A 20,602-nucleotide genomic window follows, 5' to 3' on the forward strand; every position below is an offset into this window, starting at 1 on the left:
TTACGGCGCTGCCAGCGGCGCAGCCCCCCAGTAGTAGAATCTGATCTCTCCGGCCTTCATGCGCACCGCAAAGTCGGTTGAGGCGGTAGCGCCTACGGGCCGGCCGGTCGCCAGGTCGAACACGTCAGCCGGCCGCGGCAGGCGCACATGCTGCTCGCCGTCGGCGGCCGCCCGGATGGCGAGCAAGTTGCGGTTGGCGTACACGCCGGTGGCGCCCTCGCTGAACAGGTGCACGTCCGCGTCGAGCGCGATGCTGCGCAGCAGCGACGCCGGCAGATGCGGCGCCGCCGACCACACCGACTTCACCCCGCTGCGCTCCAGCACCGCCAGGCCGCCATAGTCCGTGCCCACCAGCGTGCCCCGTATGTCCGCCTGGTCATCCACGCAGGCGAAGCGAGGGCTCACCGGCAGCGTGCTGCCGTAGATGACGCGGTCCGGACCGGCCAGCTTCACCTGTAGCGGGCCGCGGTCGGTCCGAGGCGCCGGCCCGTCGGCCTCGTCAGCCTTGACGGCCCCCTCGATCGGGCGCAGGGGGCGCGCCAGCGTCAAGCCGGTCAACTCCTTGATCGTGCGGGAGTTCATCCCCGTGTCCAGGGCGCCCGGCGCATACACCCAGACGGCCGTGCACTTCTGCGCCGACAGCGCGCTCAGGAGTTGCTTGCGCGCCTCGCCGTCCAGATAGAAGGCGTCGAGGAAGACATACATGCGATAGCCGACGGCCAGCCCGTTCAGCACATCATCGAGGGTCCAGACATCGTAGGGCGCGCCCATCAGGGCCAGACCGAGGCGTTGGTCGGACAGCAGCGGCTTCGTCAACTCCGAGCCGCAGGCCGTGTAGGCGGCGCTGATATCGTCCACGACCACCGCGATCTCAGCGGGGCCCGAACGCGGCATGGTCGGCGGCAGTGCGGCCAGACGCTGCACCCACGCGGCCTGTGGCGGGGCCTCCACCGCGGCGACTCCTCCCCACATGGCGGCGTTGGTCACGGCTGCCTCGCTCCGTCCCGCATCGCCCTGTGCCACCCACAGCTTGCCGTGCTGGGCGATGGAGGCGGCCACTGTCGTGGCCAAGGGGGGATTGGCGCTCTCGCCGAAGGTGCCGGGGGAGGCGATGAAGTCCAGCTCCTCAGCCGAACAGACCGGCGACAGCGCCAGGTGGCCGCCATTCTGCAGGCCACACCGCGTGGCCGCCAGATCAAAGGGGTGTCCGTAGGCCACGCCGACGAGCTTCTTGCGCCCGGTCGCCTCCCGCGCCACCGTCGCCAGGGCGCGGATGGTGTCCACCACCTGGTCGGAGCAGAAGATCTGGTAGTCCACGACGTCCTGGACCCCGCTGGGGTCGAGCAGCACGCCGCTGGGGGAGCGCGACCGTCGCGCCTGTGACGGCACGCGCACCTGGCTCCACCCCATGATCGGCTGGAGCTCCTTGAGCGCCTCGGCCGAACCCAGCGGCGACCGCGGCTGGCCCCAGGCCATGCGCAGAACGGCCACGTCCCCGTACTTGGCCTTCAGCCACGCCCGGAAGGCCTCCTGCTGGGGGGCGCTGTAGTCCGCGAACGCGCCGTCGGAGGCGCCAGGATAGGCCCAGCGCCCATCCTCGCCCGAGGCGAGCTGGTAACCGATGATGGCGGGTCCCCACGGGCTGTTCTCCAGGTGCTGGATCAGCCGCGTGAGCGCCGCCCCGGCGTCCCGTCGCCACGCTGCCGAGGCCCACGAAGCGAAGGTGTGCTTGGCCGCCTGCACGGACGCCGGCAGGCGCGGCTTACCGTCGCCGAACACCATCAGCTCGCCGGGGTGTTGGGCATCCCACCATGGCGGCGAGGAGATCGCGATGATCGGGATAAGGTAGGCGTCGGGGTTGGCGCCCAGGGCCGCGGCCAGCCGGGCATGCACCTGAGAGTAGTCGAACTTGTCCGGCCCCAACCAGACGGGGGCGGAGTGCCCGGTGTAGTCGAAGTCACTCGTTACGTTGAGCATTAGCCACGCCGTCTGCTGGGGTAGCGTCTCGGCGCGCCACCACCCGCCCAGGACGGGGAGCCCCACGCCATCCACCACAAAGCAGCCCCCCTGCGCGGCGGGGCGCACCTCGATCGCCGTGGGCGCAGGACCGGCCTGGACTGTGAGGGTGCGCGCCACCTCGCCCGACAGGTCGTGCCCCGGCGCCGCGAGCTTCAGTTGATACGGCCCCCCCGCGATATGGCGCGGCACCGCCAAAGCCATCTCCAGCCGCGACTGGCGGGGCGCAAGCGTGAGCTGCCTGGTGGCCACCGGCATGCCGCTGCGGGACAGCGACACCGAGAGGCTGACAGGCCGCAGCAGCGGCGGCGTTGCCTCGACCCCGGCCCTGATCGTGGCGATGTGTCCCGCGGTCACCTCTGCGGGGGCGCTCAGGTCCGTCACCGTCAGGTGGGGCGGCGGCGCCTGCAGGGCGCACAGTTCGTCGAGATAGAGGGTGGTCTCAGCGGCCGGGGGCAGAGCGGACAGCACCAGCTCCACGGTGCGGTACGGCAACTGTGGGGGCGGGTCGGCCGCGAGGAACTCGTCGAGGCCGAAGACATAGCGGAACCAGTTCTTCTGCAAGCCCAGGCCTCGCGGCTGGGTCGTGAAGGTGCGGCCCGCGTCGTCGGTGAGCCGCAGCGACAACTGCACCGCGTGCTCGAGCGGATTCTTGATCCACACTGCGAAGCCGTCGGCCGGCGCCGTGGTGTTCACCCGTAGAGCCGCCTCGGTCACACCCTCGTGGGGCTGCAGTTGCCAGCGCGCCGAAGTCCCGGATACACGGGCATCGGCGCAGCGGGCGAGACGGAAGCGGGTGAAGTCGCGGCGCACGGCAGCGTCGGGGGGCCCGGTCACGGTGAATGGCTCGCGGTCGAAGGACTCGACCGCCGTGGCCGTCCAGTCGGCCAGCACGTCATCGGCCACCGCCGCGCCGCCCCAGACGGTGAGCACCAGCAACGCGAGCAGGCAGCGCGAGGCCCTCATGGTGTCATCGTCTTCCGATCCCAGTTGTTGATGTCGCGGTCGAGGCCCTTGCCCCCCTCGCACCCATCACGGCCGTAGCTGGCCAGGTCATAGGGCCGCGCCACGTCGCTGCCCGGATAGGGTTGCCCGGGACAGACATACTTCAGCCGTCGTCCCCACGCGTCGTCCACCACCCGCGCGTCCGATACGTAGGGGCCTGCCCAGCCCTTGGGTATGGGGGGCTGAGTCGGCTTCTGGTACAGGGCGATCAGGCCCTGTCGCTCGGTCGGGAAGGCACCCGCGCAGTCCGCGCAGTACTTCTGCATGGCCGTCTCGACCAGCAGCATCCGCTTGATGGTCAGCTTGCGCTTGTCACCCTCCGCCTTGACGTTGACCCACTGTACGAACCCGAAGGCTAGGGCGACTACAACCACCAGGGCGATGAGCAGTTCCGTCGGGGACATGCCGCGTCGCGTGCTGTGTCTCATGCTGTGTCTCCTGGTATTGTCAAACCCTCCGGAAAAGAAGAGGTTCCAGCCGGGGCGCGCCGCCACGCCGTCAGAGCGGCCATTCCCCCGACATCATGCGCACGAAGTTGTCGAACAGGTAGCTGGCGTCGTGCGGGCCAGGGCCCGCTTCGGGATGGTACTGCACACAGAACAGCGGCAGCTCCTTGTGACGCAGGCCCTCGCAGGTCATGTCGTTGAGGTTGACATGGGTCATCTCCATGCCCGAGCCCTGGAGCGTATCGAAGTCCACGCAGAAGCCGTGGTTCTGGGTGGTGATCTCGACTTCGCCGGTCAGCAGGTTCTTGACCGGGTGGTTGACGCCGCGGTGACCGAACTTGAGCTTATAGGTCCGCCCCCCCATTGCCCAGCCGATGATCTGCTGCCCCAGACACACCCCGAATACCGGCACCTGGCCGATCAGGCCCTGGGCCGTCTTGATGGCATAGTCCAGCAACTCCGGGTCGCCGGGCCCGTTGGACAGCAGCACGCCGTCGGGGCGGTATTCCAGCACCTGCTCCGCCGTCGTCTGGGCCGGCACGACGATGAGGTCACAGCCGCGGTTGTACAGGTGGCGCAGGATGTTCTGCTTGATACCCCAGTCCATGCACACCACGCGGAAGATGCGCGGGGCATACAGCGGCATGCCGTCGCGGACCACTGTTCGCGGCTTGGGCCGGGGCTCACGATCGGGGGGCAGCTTGTCGGGTGTGAAGTCCTCGTCTATGTAGCCGTCCTCGGCCCAGCGCCGGGGCCGCTTGCACGACACGTCCACCACGAAGTCTACTTCCTCCAGCCGCGGCGCCGTGCGTGCCTTCTCCACGACGCTGTCGGGGTCGAGGTCCACGGTGGAGATCACGGCCATCTTCGCGCCGTGGGTGCGCAGGTGCTTGGTCAGCCGCCGCGTGTCCACCCCGGCGATGCCGGGGATGCCGTGCCGGGCCAGATAGTCGGGCAGGCTGATCTTCGCGCGGAAGTTGCTGGGGAAGCGACAGGCCTCGCGTACCACGAAGCCCTCGACCCACGGCCGCCAGCTCTCGTCATCCTCGGTGTTGAGGCCGTAGTTGCCCTGCTGGGTGTAGGTCATGGTCACGATCTGGCCGCGATAGGAGGGGTCGGTCAGCACCTCCTGGTAGCCGGTCATGCCCGTGTTGAACACGAGTTCACCATGCCGCTCGCCCTCGGCGCCAAAGGACTCGCCCACGAAAACAGTTCCATCCTCGAGACCCAGGATGGCAGGCTTGTGTTGCTTGAACACGCTCATGTTGGTGGCACCGGTTGGGAGTGACGGGTTGAGGAAGGGTCGTCGGGGGACCCAGGCAATTATACCACTTGTCCCCTCCGGGCCTCAAGGATGTGCTGTTGCCGGCGGCACGGACGGCTTGGCCGGGGCGAGAGGGGCGGCCGGCAGAGCCCTGAGGATGTGGACCGTCACCTCCGGGAAGGGGTACAGCCAGTCCTGGGGCGGGTACCAGCCCAGCACTCCTGACAGGGGCGCCTCGCGCGCCGTGACCGCCGCCGGCAGGTACAGCCGGCTCAGCGTCTCGCGGAACTGCCGGGCTTCCGGCTGCTCCAGGCGCAGCGCGTCACGCACCTCGAAGTTGCTCAGCGTATACGCGAAGGGCTGCGTGCGTTCCAGAGCCGCCGCGTCCACGCCCGTGATGGCCAGCGGGCGCAGGGGCCGGCTGAACTGCCGCCAGAAGCCGTTCTCGCGCAGCACCTGTCCCCCATTCAGCGGGTCCACGGGCGGAACATTGAACCACGGGTCCCACGCCATGCCCACCGTCCGTCCCGGCGGCACATTGTGCATGATGGCCTGCAGCCCGACATCGCGCGGGTCGAACTCGCGCGCCAGCCGCAGGGACAGCGTCGCCGACACCCCCAGCGACAGCCCGACGGCCAGGGCCGGCAGCAGCACCGCCACCAGGCGCAACTCGGCCCGCCGCCGCTGCATGGCGGCCGGGCCCGCTGCCACCAGCAGCGCCAGCACCGGCGTCAGGCCCACCTCGTAGCGGCCGTAGCGCACGTTCGCCAGCGCGATCATCACGAACCAGAGCACCCCGAACACGATGACACCCAGCGCCGGCCGCCGGAAGCGACTGAAGCACACCGCGAGCAGACCGATCACCGCCGCCACCGTGGCCCCGCCTGTGGTCAGGGTCAGGCCGAGACCATGGAACAGCCACCCGTTGGGGTCAGCCGACCGTGCCGGCTCCTCTCCCAGACGCATGTGGTTCAGCTCGAACAGGATCTGCTCGCGGGCGTGCGACCAGTCCAGGAACGTGTACGGCGAGGTGAGGGCGAAGGCCGCCGCCGCGATCACCAGCATCGCCAGCGGCTGCCAGGCCACCAGCCGCGTCTTCCGCTCGCCCGGGATGGCAACGAGGTGCGCGATGAGCGGGGCGATCACCACTAGCGCGCCGTTGTATTTCACCGAGGCCGCCAGCCCGGCGCATAGCCCGGCGTACAGATAGTCGCGTGTGGTGGCCCGCCGCCCGATCCGCACCGTGAACAGCAGCGTCAGCGCAATGAAGAACGCCTGCGGCACGTCCACCGTCGCGTAGTGCGAGTGCAGCACGTGCAGGGGGAAGACGGCCACCGCGAGGGCTGCCAGCAGTCCGCCCCGCCGCCCGAACAGATCGCGACCCGCCAGATACGCCACGAGCACCGTCAGCAGCGCCAGCAGCAGGTCTACGCAGCGGGCCGCCAGCGTCCAGTCGTGCATCATCTTCGCCATGGCCTCGGGGTTCATCACCCCGGGCACTGGGCTGTCAGCCAGTACAACCGCCACCGTCACCAGGTACAGGTACAGGCTGCCGTAGTTGAAGAAGTGCGGGTTGAGGTCGCCGGCCAGGACGGTCGAGAGGGCGCCGCGCAGCGAGTGGTACTCATCGGGGTGGTACGAGAAGACGTGGGTCGCGTTGGGTAAGCCCCAGCCCAGTCCCGCTATCCTCAGCAGCGCCGCCAGCGCCAGGATGACCAGGAGCGGGAACCAGACCCGGCGGGCCCGCCGCACATGCTCCGGAGGGCGGGGCGGCTGGTCCGCGTCTGCTGCGGGCGCAGGGGCGGACGACTCCAGCCTGATCGGGTCCATGCTCCGGCTCCTGGGGCGATGCGTGCTGTGGTTGAGGTCCGAGCAAGAGTATAGCGGCCCCGCTCGCCAGGCGCAAGGCCAGGGGGTGCAGCCAGGGGGGATCGACCGGTTGCCGGGCAGGTGGAGGGCGGGGGCTTGTACCCCGCCCAGGAGGGCGCCGAGCAGACAGATGGGCGGGGCACGAGGCCCCGCCCCACAGTCGGCCAGAGCCCCCGGTTAGTCGGCCTTCAGATGCAGCAGCGCGTAGGTCGTGGTCGGCCCCCAGTTGCCGGCGCCGTCACGCCCGCGGATGTGGAAGTACCAGATGCCACCGGGCATGGCCTCGAAGCTCTTGGCCACCTCCGGCCCCTCGATCGCCTCGTCGGGAACGGTGGCAGCATTCTGGTCCAGCACGTAGCTATAGCCCTTCAGGCCCGTGGTGTCCGTGGCGCGCCAGCGCAGCACCGGCGGGTACTTGCCGATCTGCCCGATGACCAGGTTGTCGAAGTGGGCCACCGCGCCCGCGGCGTTGTCCATTGTGTTGCGGTCGCCAATCATGATCTGGTCCGCGACCAGCGGGCCGTCCGCGTACTGTCGGCGCATCATCGGCATGATCTCGACCTGCGCATGCCGCCACCTGTCGTCGGCGATCACGCCCGGCACCCGCCCGATCACATCGGTCGCCGCGTCATTGAGGGTGATGGCATGCCACTTGCCGCGCATGGAGATGCTCAATGCCAGCTTGGTGCTGGCGGGGATCCTGTAGTCGAACGCGATCACCGGGTACTTCTCGCAGTCGTACGCCTCGTTGGTAATGATCGCTGACATGTGCCCGCCGGCACGCTGGGTGGTGAGCTTCAGGGAGTTCTTGCCGGTGCTGGCCTCGGTGCCGTCCAGCTCCACGCGGGCTCCGTTCTCGCCGTCGTAGGTGCGCCAGGAGGCGAGGCCGTCCTCGAAGGTCTGCGTCAGGTGCGTCGGGTGCGTGGTGGAGTGGATCTCGCGGACCACCGGCGGCTGCTTGTCCAGCGAGTAGTCCATGGTCCAGTCCCAGGGGGCCAGCGGCTGCACCGGGTTGCCGGCGTAGTCGGCTGCGGCCAAAAGTTGCACCGACACCTTCTCCTGGTCGGCAAAGACCACCGGGTTGGGGCGCACTTCCTCGCAGTTCCACACCAGGCGGCCGCCGGTGGGGATGAAGCGCAGGCCGAAGCCGTCCATGGCGTACTCGGCCGCGCCGACCTTCAGGCGGATGGTCGCCGGGTCAATGCCGGCCAGCCCCTTGTCGGCCAGCCCGATACTGACCACCGACGTAGCAGCCTTCTGACCGGCCGCCGGCCCCTGCGCCACAGCCGTCGGGGCCTCGGAGTCGACCAGCACCCGCCGGCTGGTCACGGCGCTCCAGTTGCCGGCCTTGTCCTCGGCCCGCACGTGGAGCCAGGCGTCCGTCTGCCCCGACAGGTCCACCTGGGCTTCAGCTCCGGGTGCGTTGAGCTTCTCGGGCGCGGCGCCGGCGGCCAGCGCATCCAGTGCGTAGGCGGCGCCTGCCAGGCCTGACACGTCCGGCGACGCCCAGGCCACACGCAGGGGCTTGGCGCCGCTGACGACCGGGATGATCTGGAAGTCGTCGAGGTGGTAGACCGCGCCGGGCCGGTTCCCGGCCCAGCCCCAATCGGCGATCACGAACTGGCGCACGATGAAGGTGGGCGCCTGTGCGTCGTCGGCCCGCAGCATGTCGTACAGGTTGAAGCTGGCCGTGTGCCATTCGTTGTCGGGCTTGACGTCCGGCACGTTGCCGATGCTGCCCAGCTCCGCGTCGTTGTCCATGAAGTGGATCTGCTTCCAGTCACCGTTGACATACACCGCCAGGTCGGCGCGCAGTCGGTCGTCGCACTTGTAGGCGAAGCTGACGATGCGGTTCTTGCCGGCGTCGAAGGGCTGCTGAAGCACGTAGGCCCCAAAGCGCCGCGCGGCTTGCGGGTTGTACAGCTTCAGGCTGTACTTCCCGCTGTTGGCGGTGCTGGCATCGCGTGTCAGCACGGCGCCCCCATCGCCGTACGTGGCCCACTGGCCCAGGTCCCGCTCGAAGTCGTCGTCGCAGACATAGCCGTCGCCGATCTGCACACGCGGCGCCGCCGGCGGGGTCTTGTCGTTGCTGACCTGCAGCCCCAGGTCCCACTTCTGCGGCGCGGCCAGCGCATTGCCCGCGCGGTCGGAGAGGCCGGTCAGAGCGACCGCCACGCGCTGCCCATCCTGCAGCGCCAGCCCCAGGGCGCGCGGGTCCAGGTCCACCTCCGACTTCAGCGGGTCGTAGGTGACGCCCGGCGAGGCTGCGTTCAGCTCTGCCTGCCCCACCGTCAGCTTGAGGGTCGTCAGGTCGGGACCGCTGCCACCCGGGTCCTGTATGGCCAGGCGCACCGGCTGGTCGGTCAGGCTGGTTCCCTCGGCAGGTTCGGCCAGCTTCACCGACGGCGCGCTCCGGTCCACCCCCAACGCATAGTTGATGGCGTTGCCCGGCTTACCGTCCTTGAGGAGCGGCCGGATGTGGGCGTAGAGCGTGCCTTCGCCGGCGAGGTCCTGGGTGAAGTGCCCGTCCTTGCAGTTGGCCTCGGTGGGTGCGGCGCCGTGCGGCTTGTCATCCACCGCCACGGCGTAGCCCGCCACCTCGACCCCGGTCTTCGGGGTCAGGGCCAAATCGAGCTTCGTCCCTCGCGCCTGTCCGGCGTAGAAGTTGTCCATGTACCAGGTAGCCCCGGCGTGGTTGCCGCCGAAGCCTGCCATCAGGTAGCCCTCGTTGCTCAGGTTGCCGGCCCACAGGTCGCTGCAGATCATCGAGGCGCCGAGCCCCACCCGTTCCTGCAGCGCCCCGAGCAGGTCGAACTCCGCGTGGCGCCACTTGCCGTCGGCCACGACACCGCCGATGGCGCCGAGAATCTCACAGCCGTTCGCCGGCCCCTTCAGCCCGCCGAACACGATCTCATACTGCTTGCTGCCCTGGGTGAAGTACAGGTTGACCTTCGCGTCCGGGGTCAGCCGGTAGTCGAAGGACAGCCGCGAGAGCTGGCGGGCATCGAACTGCGGAGTGATGAGGTTGACGCCGAAGTTGCCGCCGGCGGCGCGGTTGGAGAGTTGCAGGGAGTGTCCCTGCCCCGCCGGATCGTCCGGCACGATCGAGCAGACCGCGCCCTGGTCCTCGTCGCGCGCGGTGATCGTGCCCAGCGCGTTCTCGAAGTCGTTCTGGAGTGACGGATGGGTGGTGCAGGTCAGGACGGCCTGGGGCTCGGCCACGGTCGTCGTGGCCACCAGCGGCGAGGGCGTCGCCGGCATCGCGTCGCGCGGGAGCTTCTCGCTCTCATAGTAGACCTTCACGCGCGGGGTGATCATGTCGTTCTTGAGGACCCACAGCCCCACGCGGCCGCCGGGGAGCGGGTTGGGGTCGGTGCCCTCGAGGGCCAGGTTCTCGTCCAGGTAGACCTGCAGCTTCTGTCCGGTCTTGCGCACCCGCAGTTGCCACCACTTGCGGTGCCATTCATATGTGCTGGGCTGGCCGTTCTCATAGATCGGCCACAGCCCCTTCGGGTCGCGCGTCTCGGCGATCACACGGTCGCCGCGCATGATGCGGGTCCAGCGGTTGCCGTCACCGCCGACGATGAACGAGTAGCCGCTGTCGGGATTGACCCCGTCGCCGCAGATGCTGATGTTCAGGTCATTGGGATGCAGGTATGTGGGGTCGCGGTTCACGCGCATCTTGAAGGCGCAGTGCAACTCGACGGTGACATCACCCATGAACTCCCGCTTGTTCCACATCGCGGCGATGCCGTCGGGCGAGTAGCCTCCGTACCAGGACCACTGCGGGCTGCAAGTCCAGCGGTTGGTGGCGTTCCACTGGCCGCTGCGCACGACCCAGTCAGTCGGCGCCGAGCTGAAGGTGTAGTCATACACCCGGTCCGAACGCAGGTCCACGTCGCCGACCGACAGCCCCAGGGCCGCGCCCGAGACGAACACACGGCCCTGCTCCATCTCCAGGGCCGCCTGTGCCAGCGCCGCCTCCGGCGCCGCCTCAGCGGCCGCAGCCGTACCCACCCCAACCAACAGCATGAGGGCAACGACGAGTCTGGCATTCATCTAGGCTTGGCTCCGAAGGGCATGTGGTGGTACGCGCGCCCCACCGGGCTCGCGGGTCGAACCACCCGCGCCCGGTCATGGCTAGTCAACAGCGGAACCCAACGTCAGCGATTCACAGTCAGCACCGGCTGGTCGTTGACGCTCACGACGAACAGCTTGCTCTCGCGGCTGAAGACGATGTTGGCATCGCCCTCGACGTCCACCTCGGTCTTCTTCAGCTCCTGGTCGGCGGCCGACAAGGCGAAGGCCAGCTTCTTGGACTTCTCAGTGGCCGTGATGACCAGAGACACGCCCGTCTTCTGGCCCGGCTCGCCCCCGAGCATCGCCCGGGCTGTGCCCGTCTTGGAGCCGACGGCCGGGATCGTCAGGGCGACGGAGGTCTCGCCGAAGTAGTCGCCCTTGCTCCACCAGTCGTCCTGGCCCTCCGGTGGCTTCACCCACGGGGCCTTGGTGCTGGCCCATTCCGCCATCTCCGGGTGCTTGTCCGACTCGGTGAATTCCTTGGTGACGTGCGAGCCCTTGCGCGGCGGCAGCAGCGACAGCCGGACATTGTCGAAGGAGGCGCGCCCGTCGGCATAGAGGCCGATGGCCCCGCCGACCACGCCAGAGGCCAGAGCCTGCAGGCGCACGCTGCTGTCCACCACCCCGGTCAGCAGCCCGTCCTCGATGCTGACGCGCATGGTGTGCTTGACCGCCCTGTCGGTGAGCGCCTGCTCGGCCAGCACGGACCCGCCCTTGGGTGTGAAGCGCACCAGTTGCGCCTTCCCCGCATAGGACACCTTGGCCCCCGGCGGGGCCACGCGCAACACGCAGTAGCCCTCTTCGGTCTTGGCGATGGCGACACCGGCGCCCGCGGCGGGGTTGGTCGTCACCTCCGCTGCGACGGTGTAGCGTTCCCAGTTGGCGCCGGTCGCGCATGTCCCGCGCCCCGCGCTGCTGTGGGTCATCAGCCCGTTCTGCTGCACCCAGCCCTGGCCCCGCCACTTGCCCGCCGTCGGCTTGCCGAAGGTCTCGCGGAAGAGGTCCCACTGGTCGCAGGACACGTCGTCGAAGAACGCGCCGGCCTTGCCCTCGACGTACAGGCCCATCTGCCCCTGACCGAACAGCCCCGTCTCGGTCTCCAGCATGAGCTGGTCATCCACCACGCACTGCACGATGCCGTCGCAGGCCTGGGCGCGCAGCTTGGTCCATTGCCCGGGGTCATAGCCGCCGGAGCGCTCCGCGAGCACCGTCTCCTGGCCGCTGCGCATGGCCACGAGTTGCAGCTTGTCGCCATTGGCGCCGGTGTCGGCCAGGCTCGTCCAGCGGGCTACCAGGTAGTTCTTGTCGTCCTGGTAGTACAGCACGACGCCGACGGCCCCCAGGCCCATGGGCTTGACGGAGGTCTCGACACCGTAGCGGTCCCAGAACCAGTTGCCGGCGATGGTAATGGCCCGGGGACTGCCCGAGCCGAAGTAGGAGAAGGCGTTCGCTGACTTGTCGCTTTCCTCGCGGCCGGCCTGCGGGTCATCGCGCAGCGTACGTGCTTCCCAGTTGCCCAGGATCGGCTGCCAGATGCTCTGCGCGCCCTCCTCGCGCACGAAGTCATCTTGGGCGATCATCTCCCCCACCGGCTGCACGCGCAGGTCGCCGAAGGCGCCGCCTTTGGCCAGCGTCCCGACCTTCCCGTCGTGCAGCGTCGCGTCGTAGGCCCGCAGCACCACCACGCCGTCCCACACCAGGGCCATGCGCCAGTCGCGCCGCTGCAGCGTGAAGGGCACCTTCGTCCCGTTCTTGAGCGGCAGGGGCACCCGTGGACCGACAGCAACCGCCTGGCGGCCGCTGACGCGCGTGATGGCCGCTGCGCCCTGCTGGAGGGTCAGCAGGTACTGCTGCTTCCCACCCTCCTGGACGTTGAAGGCGATCTGAGCGGACAGCTTGGCGGCATCCGTGACCGCCAGGACGCCCCGGAGGTCGAAGTCACCTTCGCCTTCGTCCTCCAGGAACTGCAGGGGGGCGGGGTAGGCGGTGGCCGGAATGACGACTCCGGCAACCAGCAGGCATAGACACACAGATAGCTTAGTCAACGGGTCACTCCGCCTCTACCGGGTGGCTCGCTCGGCGCGGACCGGCACGTAGCTGAGGTCGCTGGTGAGCAGGAACTGGTCTATCTTGGCGCCGTCCTCACGGTTCTGGATCACTATCTGGACTGGCCCCGGCCCCATCTCGACAGTCGGGCCCTTGACCCAGTGCCACCGCAGGTAGCTGCCATCCTGGCCCAGCACCACGGCCGGCTTGCTCCCGATCTTCACGAAGAACGAGTTGCCGCACCCGTCCTGCCAGTGGCAGCGGCCCCAAAAGCGGTAGGAGGCGTGGATCGGCAGGTTGACGGTGTAGGTGGCATTGCCTGTGTCGGCGGGTCCGGTCTCAGTCGTCGCATGGGGGCGGCGCAGCGGAATCTGGATGAAATACCCGCCGGAAGCCAACCGGCTCGCCGTCTTCTGCATCGAGGGGGTGATGCTCGTGCACTTCTCGGCCTCGACGACGACCTTCTTACCGGCGGCCCAGCACAGCGTGACGACCAGGCAGGCCGCGACGACAGCAACGCACAGCAACTTCCTCATGTCCATCACCTCAGAAACCCTTGCTTCTTGCCGACGGCGCCGGAGCCGACGCCGCCCGTGTTCGCATGACCCCTTCGCGGGCCATGCCTGCGATGAGAGCGAAGATCAGCGCCCAGGCGAGGGCTGTGCCCCGCACGAAGACGCTGGTGAACAGGCTGCCGATCAGTAGCGCCACGCAGGCGCCGTACAAGCCGCACGCCAGGGCCCGACCGAAGGGCGTGTGGGCGTGCATCCACAGGCTCCCGGCCAGGTGCCAGTAGTGCCCGATGAAGGCCAGCAGGCACACCAGACCGGCCAGGCCCATGCTACCGGCCGTGACCAGGTAGAGGCTGTTCGTGTCCGGCTCGGACTTCCTGACATTGGGCAGGAAGCCGTAGTACTGCGGCTGGCCGATGTTGAGCTGGTAGTTGCCGGCGCCCACGCCCAGCACGAAGTTCTCGGCCAGCATGTTCAGCGACGGCATCCACTCGATCCAGCGCTTCTTGACGATGGGGCCCTGCGTCTGGTCCGCAGCCCCCTCCTCCCCCGCCACCTGCATGACTTTGTAGACCGGCCCCTCCTCGTACGGGTCGAGGGTGTCCTGGAACACCTGCCGGTTGAGCGGCACCAGGGCGACTGTCACTGCCATGAACACCAGTGTCGCCGCGGCCGCCTTCACGAGCAGGTGACTGCGGCCCCAGGTCGCGGCCATCGTCACACAGACGATCGCCACCACCCACACCATGGGCGGGGCCAGGATCGTCAGACCACCGACAACCGCCAGCAGGCCGCACCAGTAACGCTCCCACGCCAGTTCGGACCACAGCGTCAGCCCCAGGAACAACGGCAGTACCAGCGCCAGGAAGCCACTGTAGGCCGTCCGGCTCTGGAACAGTGACTTCACCGCCAGCGGGTCGTTGGTCGTGAAGTACTGGAACAGGGCATAGCCGACAGCCAGCGTCGTCGCGACGAGCAGGACTCGCACCGCCTGCCGCCGCTGCTGCTCGCCGAGCAGCACATTGGCAAACAGCATGTAGACGACGCCGAAGTACAGGACAAGCTGGATGATCTCCAGCGCCGCGGCCTTGGGGCTTTCGGCCCCCAGACCCGACAGCACGGCCACCGCCACCCAGGCCCACAGCGGCAGGGGCGGCCACGAGACGCGGCTGAGCCGCCCGCGCAGCCCCGTCGGCCAACCCTCGGGCAAGCCGGCGAACAGCACCCACAGGAAGAACAGCCCACCCACCATCACTGCCAGGACATCGGCCAGAGCGATGAACGGGCCATGCTTGGGGTCCACCGCGTACGCCAGTTGCCCCGGTGTGACGAAGATCAGCGCCAGTGCCAGCCAGGTCAAGAAGCGAGGCGGCGTGGGCCGCTCGATGGGTGCAGTCGCGTTCACGGGCCCTCCCCTCCGATCACCAGTCCGGCCAGCAGATTGCGGCCGAAGGCGAGCAGGATCGTCACCGCCAGGTAGATCTGCGGCCCGGCCCCGACCGTTGTTCGTCCGGAGGCGCTGAGCAGCAGCCGCGTCATCAGGTAGTACTGCACCGTCCCGGCGAGTAGCACGATCAGGGCGGCGTTCTCGATCTCGTAGAAGCGGCGCATGGTGAAGAAGGCGATCACGGATAGCGCCACGACCAGCGCCGCGCTCCAGTTGATCGCCCACACGAACGGCGACTCGTGGCCGTGTCCCAGATAGGCATTCAAGGTGCGCACGAACAGGAGGCCGCAGATGGCGGCCAACAGCAGACCCAGCATGGCCAGCCCTGGGGCGACGGCCGCCAGCCAAGAAGGCAGGCTGTCGCCCAGGGATGGGATGGCGGCCAGTTGCGGGTCGCGCGCCAGCCGCAACACCAGCGCTCCGCCCAGGGCCGTCAGGAGCTTGCCCCCGTCCTGGAACCCGCACCGACCACGCGTGACCGCAGCCCAGACCAGCATGGCGACTGCGACCAGCAGGTAAGCCCCCCACTGGCGCGGCGTCATGCCTGGTTGCAGAGTCCACACGGCCGAGACGGCCACAAGACCCAGACCCGCGTGCATCAGTCCGGACAGTAGGCTGATCTGGCGCCGATGGGCTGGATGCAGCGGCGGTGGTTCGAGTTCCAGGTCGTCGTCCATGCTATCTACCATCTATTGTAGTAGCAACAACTCTTAGACGCAACACATCCTCCGGCGTTTCCGGAAGAAAGTGAAGTCTATCATAACCAAGGACGCCTTGGAAGGCCTGCGCGAACGCGGTCGCCACCTCGGCGACCCCCACCACCAACCCCAGCTCGCGCAACGACACCATGGTGTCCGACGGCAGGCCACACGGGTTGAAGCCGGCGAACCCGGACATGTCGCAATCCACGTTCAGCGCCAGCCCGTGATACGTCACCCAGCCGCGCACCGCGATCCCGAGGGACGCGATCTTCCGTTCCTGTACCCAGACGCCTGTATGCCCCGGCCTATTCCCTGCCTCGACCCCAAGCTGCCGGAGCGTCTCGATCCCCGCCGCCTCAAGCTGCCGCAGATACCAGTGCAGATCCCGCCGCCACTGCCGCAGGTCAACAATGGGGTACGCGACCAGTTGCCCCGGTCCATGGTATGTTGCTTCCCCCCCCCGTGAGGTTTCCACCACAGGAATACCGTCGCCGTTCGTTGCCGTTCCCCCCTCTCCCGAACGCAGCGAAGCGGAGCGAGGGAGAGGGGCCGGGGGTGAGGCAGACGGGCCGTGCCCTCTCCCGACCGTGACCACCGCTTCATGCTCCAGCAGCAGCAGCGCATCCGGGATCTCCCCCGCCCGTCGCTGACGCACCAACTCCTCCTGCAGCGCCACCGTCTCGCCGTACTCCCGCCGCCCTAGCCGCCACACCTGAAGCTCCCTCACGCCTGCACCAGCCCCTCGTACATGCGCACATGCCCCGCGATCATGCGCTCCAGGCTGTAGTCGCGCTCGACCCGCTCCCGCAAGGCCTCCGCCAGGCGCGGCATCTGCGGGTCGTCCAGCGCCCGGAACAGCGCCAGTGTCAGCTCCAGGTGGTCGCCCGGCGCTACCAGCAGCCCGGTGCGCTCGTGCTCGATCACGTCCACATTGCCGGGGATGGCCGTCGCGATGACCGGCACGCCGGCCGCTCCGGCCTCCAGCAGCGCATACGGCAGCCCCTCCCACAGCGAGGGCAGGACGAACACATCCAGCGCGGCCAGGAACTGCGGGACATCATCGCGCTGGCCCAGGAAGTGGATCGCCTCCGACGCCTGCAGCGACTCGGCCAGCCGCCGCAGTTGCGGCAGCAGCGGGCCATGCCCGGCCACCGCCAGATGCACCCGCGGTCGCTCCCGATGCACCGCCGCGGCCGCCCGCACAAGCTGTGCAACGCCCTTCTGCGGCGTCAGCGCGGCGACGGTTCCGACGAGGGTAGCCTCTGTCGGCAGCCCCAGCGCTCGCCGACACGCTTCCCGATCTGCCGCCACCCGGAACTCGTCCACTCGGATGCCATTGGGAATGATCGCGATGCGCTCGTCAGGCACAACATGGTGCTGCAGGGCCAGTTGCTTCTGCCCGTCACATCCGGCCACGAGGACATCCGTCCACCGCCCGGCGAGCCGCTCCAGCGCCACATACAGCCCGCGCTTGAGGGCGGAGGTGCGCATCTGGAAGGCGAAGCCGTGGGGGTTATAGACGGTCCTGGGGCGGGGGCGCAGGCTCCGCACCGCCAGGCGGGCCAGGAAGCCACCCTTGGAGCTGTGCCCGTGCACGATCTGCGGCTGCCAGGCGGCCATCGCGATCCGCAGTTGCCGCAGGCACCGCCCGTCCGACAGCGGACTGATCTCCCGCCGCATGGGCAGATCCATGACCTGGATCCCGGCCGCGTCCAGTGCCTGGACGTCATCCAGAAAGCGCTCATCGCGCAACGTCGAGCACACAACATACTGCTGGAAGCGGTCGCGGGGGAGGTTCAGGCACAAGTCGAGCAAGTGCCGGCGCGTACCGCCGACCGTGGCTTCAAGCACATGGAGGAGGCGAATGGGGGACATGGCTCAATCAAAGAGGGAAGAGAGAAGACGGAAGAGCGACGAGCGAGAGCGCGCTTCGTGCCTCTGCCCTCTTCATTCTTCCTTCTTCACTCTTCGTTATTGCCTTTCCTCAGCCGCTTGCGCACCTTTTCGCGGACGAACCCCGCGACCATGGTCAGTTCCTCGATCTTCAGCAGCGCCGCCGTGACCAGGAAGACGCCGCCACCGCCACACCCCACGGCCGCCGCGAGCGCCAGCATGCGCAGCTTCTTGGCGGCAAAGGGCGGCTGCCAGGCGTTCAGCGTCGGGGCCAGGCCGGCGCCGATGAAGTAGATGACGCCGCCCATGAGGGCGGCCGCCAGTGCGAGCCTGGCGGCGAAGGACAGGACGGCGCGGCGGTCAATGTGACCGATCTTCCGGCGCAACGACCCGTACAGGATGATGACCTTGGCGCTCTTGCTCAGCGTCAGGGCCAGAGCCACGAAGGCGAGCGCCCCGGTGGCGCTAATGGAGCCCTGCGGCCACAGCCACATCACGCCCAGGCCGGCGATGATGATGTTCAGCACCGCCATCCCCGCGCCCCAGTAGTTCGGCGTCTTGGTGTCCTGCAGGGCGAAGAACCACTTCATGATGCTGGTTTCCAGGGCGAAGAACAGCAGCCCCGGAGCATAGCAGAACAGCGCCAGCGCCGACCGCGCCGCATCCTCGGAGGTCATCGCCCCGTGCTCGTAGACCACGGTGATGATCGGCCGAGCCAGGAACATCATCGCCACGGAGATGGGCACGAAGATGAAGGCCATGATGCGCGTCATGCTGACCAGCGCCTCGGCCAGCTTGTCCTTCTCGCCGCGCGCGGCCCAGCCCGACAGGAAGGGGTAGACGACGAAGCTGACCGCCAGCGGCAGGATCTGCAGCGCCGAGTCGCCCATCGTGCGGGCGAACTTGAGGTTGGTGTACATGCTGGGGCCCAGGCGGTCGGTGTACACGCTGTCGGCGTAGTTGCGCGCATAGGCCGCCGCCATCCCCAGCAGCAACGGCGGCATCAGGCTGAAGACCGTCCGCGTGCTGGCATCCCGCACCGGGCTGGCAATGGCCCGGTAGTTGCGCAGCTTCCCCACCAGGCCGGGGAGCATCACGAAGAACCGCAGGCAGCCGCCGATGATGGCCCCCAGCGCCGCTGCCAGGATGCCGTGCGAGCCGTGCGGGTCCCAGAGCAGGTACACGCCCAGCACGATCCCGGCGGCGCTCCCCACGCGCAGCGAGAACTCCGCGAACGCCGGCAGCGTGAAGCGCTTGTAGGCGTGCAGCGTCAACTCCGGCATCAGCGACAGGGACAGGAAGATGATCGTCGGGGCCATGACCCGGATCATCAGGACGCCCGTGGGGAAGCCGATCGAGTCGGCGGCCATCGTCGGCCAGAGCGTGCGCAGGATCTGGGGGGCGAAGACCTCCAGCACCACCGTCAGCGCCAGCAGGAGCAGCAACTCCAAGTTGCCCACCGTGCTGGTGAGTTGCCAGGCCTTCGGCTCCCCCTCCTCCTTCATGTCGCGCACGAACTGCGGCAGGTAGGCCGGACGGATGATCTTCTCCAGGTTCGTGTACGTCCCGTAGATCAGGACATCATAGACCCGGTAGAAGGCATCGGTGCGCACATCGCTGCCGAAGTACCCGGAGATGAGGATGCTCTTGGCGTAGCCGGCGACCTTTCCCAGGAAGAGGAAGGCCGAGATGATGATGCCGCCCAGGGCCATGCGCCGCCCCGCCGTGGCATCGTCGGCGGCCTCGCTCTTCGCTTGTTCTTCAGCCGGATCAACCGGCGCCAGATCCATTTCGTCATCCATGAAAGCTGTCCCGATTCCCTGCGGCAGGTTGGCGCGTGTCTGCGGCGGGCGGCTACTGCGGCCCCCATTGGCACGTCAGGCTGGTCTGGGTCACACCCCCGGCTTCAGCCCGCGCCGGCTCGTTGTAGTAGCCCAGCAGCCATTCACTGACGACATAGCCGTCGTCAGTCGCGAAGATCTCCCAGATGGCCGGGGCGGCGCCCCGGAGTTCCAGTGCGCGCCGGCCGCCTGACTGCAGCCGCACCCCGGTGGCGAGGGCGCAGCCGACACGGCGCGAACCGGGCTGGAGCATGACCGTCGGCGGGTGGGCCTGGGGCCCGCCCACAAACGCAGCCTCATAGCCCTCCGCGAACGTGCGCGGCAGCCACGTGTCCACCGCCAGCCCGCCGCAGGCGAACTTGGTGCGTGCCGTGAGCTTGGCCTGAAGGGCCAGCTCCCCCGGCTTCGCCACGGTCTGCTGCCAGGCGTCGAAGCCGGCGCCCGCGCCCTCATCGGCCCATAGCTTCCCCGTCACGGTCACTCCGGGCGGGTCGGCCGACGGCGTGGTCGCCTCGACGGTGGGCATCGCGTTTCCGCCCCGGCCGCCGCGCAGTGTCAGGTGAGCGGCCAGCACGCGCTGTCCGGTTGCCCCGCGCCAACACACCAGCCAGGGGTTGCTCAGGTCGGCTTGCAGGTCGGCCATCGCCGCCGGTGCCGGCGGCGGGGCGGGCGCTGGCGGCTGCTCGATCCTGAGGGGCGCGTTGAACCGGATCGTGCCCTGGACTTCGGCCGACTGTCCCGGCTCCAGCGTCGCCCCCTCCGGCCTCACGATGGCGCACGACTGGATGGTGTAGAACTCGTTGCGCTTGTTCCAGACCCGCTCGTCATTGACACACATCCAGTGCGGCGTCTCGGTCTGCAGGCGGAAGCCGTGGGGCGCTGCGCCGGCGGCGCTCACTCCGCTGCCAGTGCCGTTTGCCAGGTGCGCTCCCGGCGCGGGCGGGTCCACCGAGAAGGCGGGCTCGCATTTCAGGCGGCCGAGGGTCGCCAACTCCTCGCCGGCGTAGGGCTTCAGCGGCAGCCGCATCTCCAGGTAGGCCGAGTTGAGCGGCACCGGCGCTTCCGCGGAGAAGCGGTACAGGAAGTGCAGCAGTTGCGGGTCCTCTTGGTCGGGCTGCAAGTGACCGGAGACGGTCACGCACCGGCCGCCCTCGCCACACACCGGCAGCCAGGTGGTCTGCCCCGCCTGCGTCAGGTCACGGCCGTTCCCCTCAACCATCAGCGCCGCCCAGGCGCCGGTGTAGGCCCAGGCGCGGCTTAGCACCGCCGGCCCCATCTCGATGGCGGTCTGGTCCGAGAACACGACGGACACATGCCCCTGGTTCGAGACCCTCAGCACGACCTCGTCTGCGGCGCGGCCCGGGGCGGACAGGCCGCCGAGCAGGACACACAACGACAGCAGTAGCGCGTGGCGTGGCATGGGCCTCATCCTCCTGCCACTGGCCGGAGTGTGCATGACTCCCATCAGCCAACAGCCCGCAG

General features: G+C 68.6%; 13 protein-coding genes. All 13 read right to left on the reverse strand.

What is annotated here, in order from left to right:
• Entirely contained in the window at positions 1–2,982 is a 2,982-nt protein-coding gene (locus LLH23_12320; protein MCE5239261.1) for a beta-galactosidase, read from the reverse strand.
• A complete protein-coding gene (locus LLH23_12325) occupies positions 2,979–3,449 on the reverse strand; it encodes a type II secretion system protein GspG (GenBank protein MCE5239262.1) in 471 nt (156 codons plus the stop codon). The genes LLH23_12320 and LLH23_12325 overlap by 4 nt, the downstream gene beginning before the upstream one ends.
• 70 nt (positions 3,450–3,519) lie before the next feature.
• On the reverse strand, positions 3,520–4,731 hold the full coding sequence (carA, locus tag LLH23_12330) for a glutamine-hydrolyzing carbamoyl-phosphate synthase small subunit (GenBank protein MCE5239263.1): 1,212 nt from the start codon (positions 4,729–4,731) through the stop codon (positions 3,520–3,522).
• 84 nt (positions 4,732–4,815) lie between these two features.
• Positions 4,816–6,561, reverse strand: a complete 1,746-nt coding sequence (locus LLH23_12335) for a glycosyltransferase family 39 protein (protein ID MCE5239264.1) — start codon at positions 6,559–6,561, stop codon at positions 4,816–4,818.
• Positions 6,562–6,777: 216 nt separating this feature from the next.
• Positions 6,778–10,659, reverse strand: a complete 3,882-nt coding sequence (locus tag LLH23_12340) for a hypothetical protein (GenBank protein ID MCE5239265.1) — start codon at positions 10,657–10,659, stop codon at positions 6,778–6,780.
• Positions 10,660–10,763: 104 nt separating this feature from the next.
• Positions 10,764–12,725 carry a hypothetical protein gene (locus tag LLH23_12345; GenBank protein ID MCE5239266.1) on the reverse strand — a complete coding sequence of 654 codons (1,962 nt, stop codon included), beginning with the start codon at positions 12,723–12,725 and terminating at the stop codon, positions 10,764–10,766.
• Between the two features lie 15 nt (positions 12,726–12,740).
• Entirely contained in the window at positions 12,741–13,262 is a 522-nt protein-coding gene (locus LLH23_12350) for a hypothetical protein (GenBank protein MCE5239267.1), read from the reverse strand.
• 10 nt (positions 13,263–13,272) lie between these two features.
• Entirely contained in the window at positions 13,273–14,643 is a 1,371-nt protein-coding gene (locus LLH23_12355; protein MCE5239268.1) for an O-antigen ligase family protein, read from the reverse strand.
• A complete protein-coding gene (locus LLH23_12360; GenBank protein ID MCE5239269.1) occupies positions 14,640–15,362 on the reverse strand; it encodes a hypothetical protein in 723 nt (240 codons plus the stop codon). Before LLH23_12360 ends, LLH23_12355 begins: the two co-directional genes overlap by 4 nt.
• 1 nt (position 15,363) lies before the next feature.
• Positions 15,364–16,113: a lipoyl(octanoyl) transferase LipB gene (gene lipB, locus LLH23_12365; protein ID MCE5239270.1), complete on the reverse strand. Its 750-nt coding sequence runs from the start codon at positions 16,111–16,113 to the stop codon at positions 15,364–15,366.
• Entirely contained in the window at positions 16,110–17,261 is a 1,152-nt protein-coding gene (locus tag LLH23_12370; protein MCE5239271.1) for a glycosyltransferase family 4 protein, read from the reverse strand. The genes lipB and LLH23_12370 overlap by 4 nt, the downstream gene beginning before the upstream one ends.
• Before the next feature lie 86 nt (positions 17,262–17,347).
• Positions 17,348–19,081, reverse strand: a complete 1,734-nt coding sequence (locus tag LLH23_12375; GenBank protein ID MCE5239272.1) for an oligosaccharide flippase family protein — start codon at positions 19,079–19,081, stop codon at positions 17,348–17,350.
• Positions 19,082–19,133: 52 nt separating this feature from the next.
• Positions 19,134–20,540 carry a hypothetical protein gene (locus tag LLH23_12380; GenBank protein ID MCE5239273.1) on the reverse strand — a complete coding sequence of 469 codons (1,407 nt, stop codon included), beginning with the start codon at positions 20,538–20,540 and terminating at the stop codon, positions 19,134–19,136.
• Positions 20,541–20,602: the final 62 nt, after the last annotated feature.

The organism is bacterium (assembly GCA_021372615.1).
Classification (GTDB): Bacteria; Armatimonadota; Zipacnadia; order Zipacnadales; family UBA11051; genus JAJFUB01.

Excerpts from the sequence above, each read along its gene's own strand:
- LLH23_12370 (MCE5239271.1), bottom strand. The coding sequence starts at position 17,261 with ATGTCCCCCATTCGCCTCCTCCATGTGCTTGAAGCCACGGTCGGCGGT.
- LLH23_12340 (MCE5239265.1), bottom strand. The coding sequence starts at position 10,659 with ATGAATGCCAGACTCGTCGTTGCCCTCATGCTGTTGGTTGGGGTGGGT.
- LLH23_12360 (MCE5239269.1), bottom strand. The coding sequence starts at position 15,362 with ATGGACGACGACCTGGAACTCGAACCACCGCCGCTGCATCCAGCCCAT.
- carA (MCE5239263.1), bottom strand. The coding sequence starts at position 4,731 with ATGAGCGTGTTCAAGCAACACAAGCCTGCCATCCTGGGTCTCGAGGAT.
- LLH23_12325 (MCE5239262.1), bottom strand. The coding sequence starts at position 3,449 with ATGAGACACAGCACGCGACGCGGCATGTCCCCGACGGAACTGCTCATC.
- LLH23_12350 (MCE5239267.1), bottom strand. The coding sequence starts at position 13,262 with ATGAGGAAGTTGCTGTGCGTTGCTGTCGTCGCGGCCTGCCTGGTCGTC.
- LLH23_12335 (MCE5239264.1), bottom strand. The coding sequence starts at position 6,561 with ATGGACCCGATCAGGCTGGAGTCGTCCGCCCCTGCGCCCGCAGCAGAC.
- LLH23_12380 (MCE5239273.1), bottom strand. The coding sequence starts at position 20,540 with ATGCCACGCCACGCGCTACTGCTGTCGTTGTGTGTCCTGCTCGGCGGC.
- LLH23_12320 (MCE5239261.1), bottom strand. The coding sequence starts at position 2,982 with ATGAGGGCCTCGCGCTGCCTGCTCGCGTTGCTGGTGCTCACCGTCTGG.
- LLH23_12375 (MCE5239272.1), bottom strand. The coding sequence starts at position 19,081 with ATGGATGACGAAATGGATCTGGCGCCGGTTGATCCGGCTGAAGAACAA.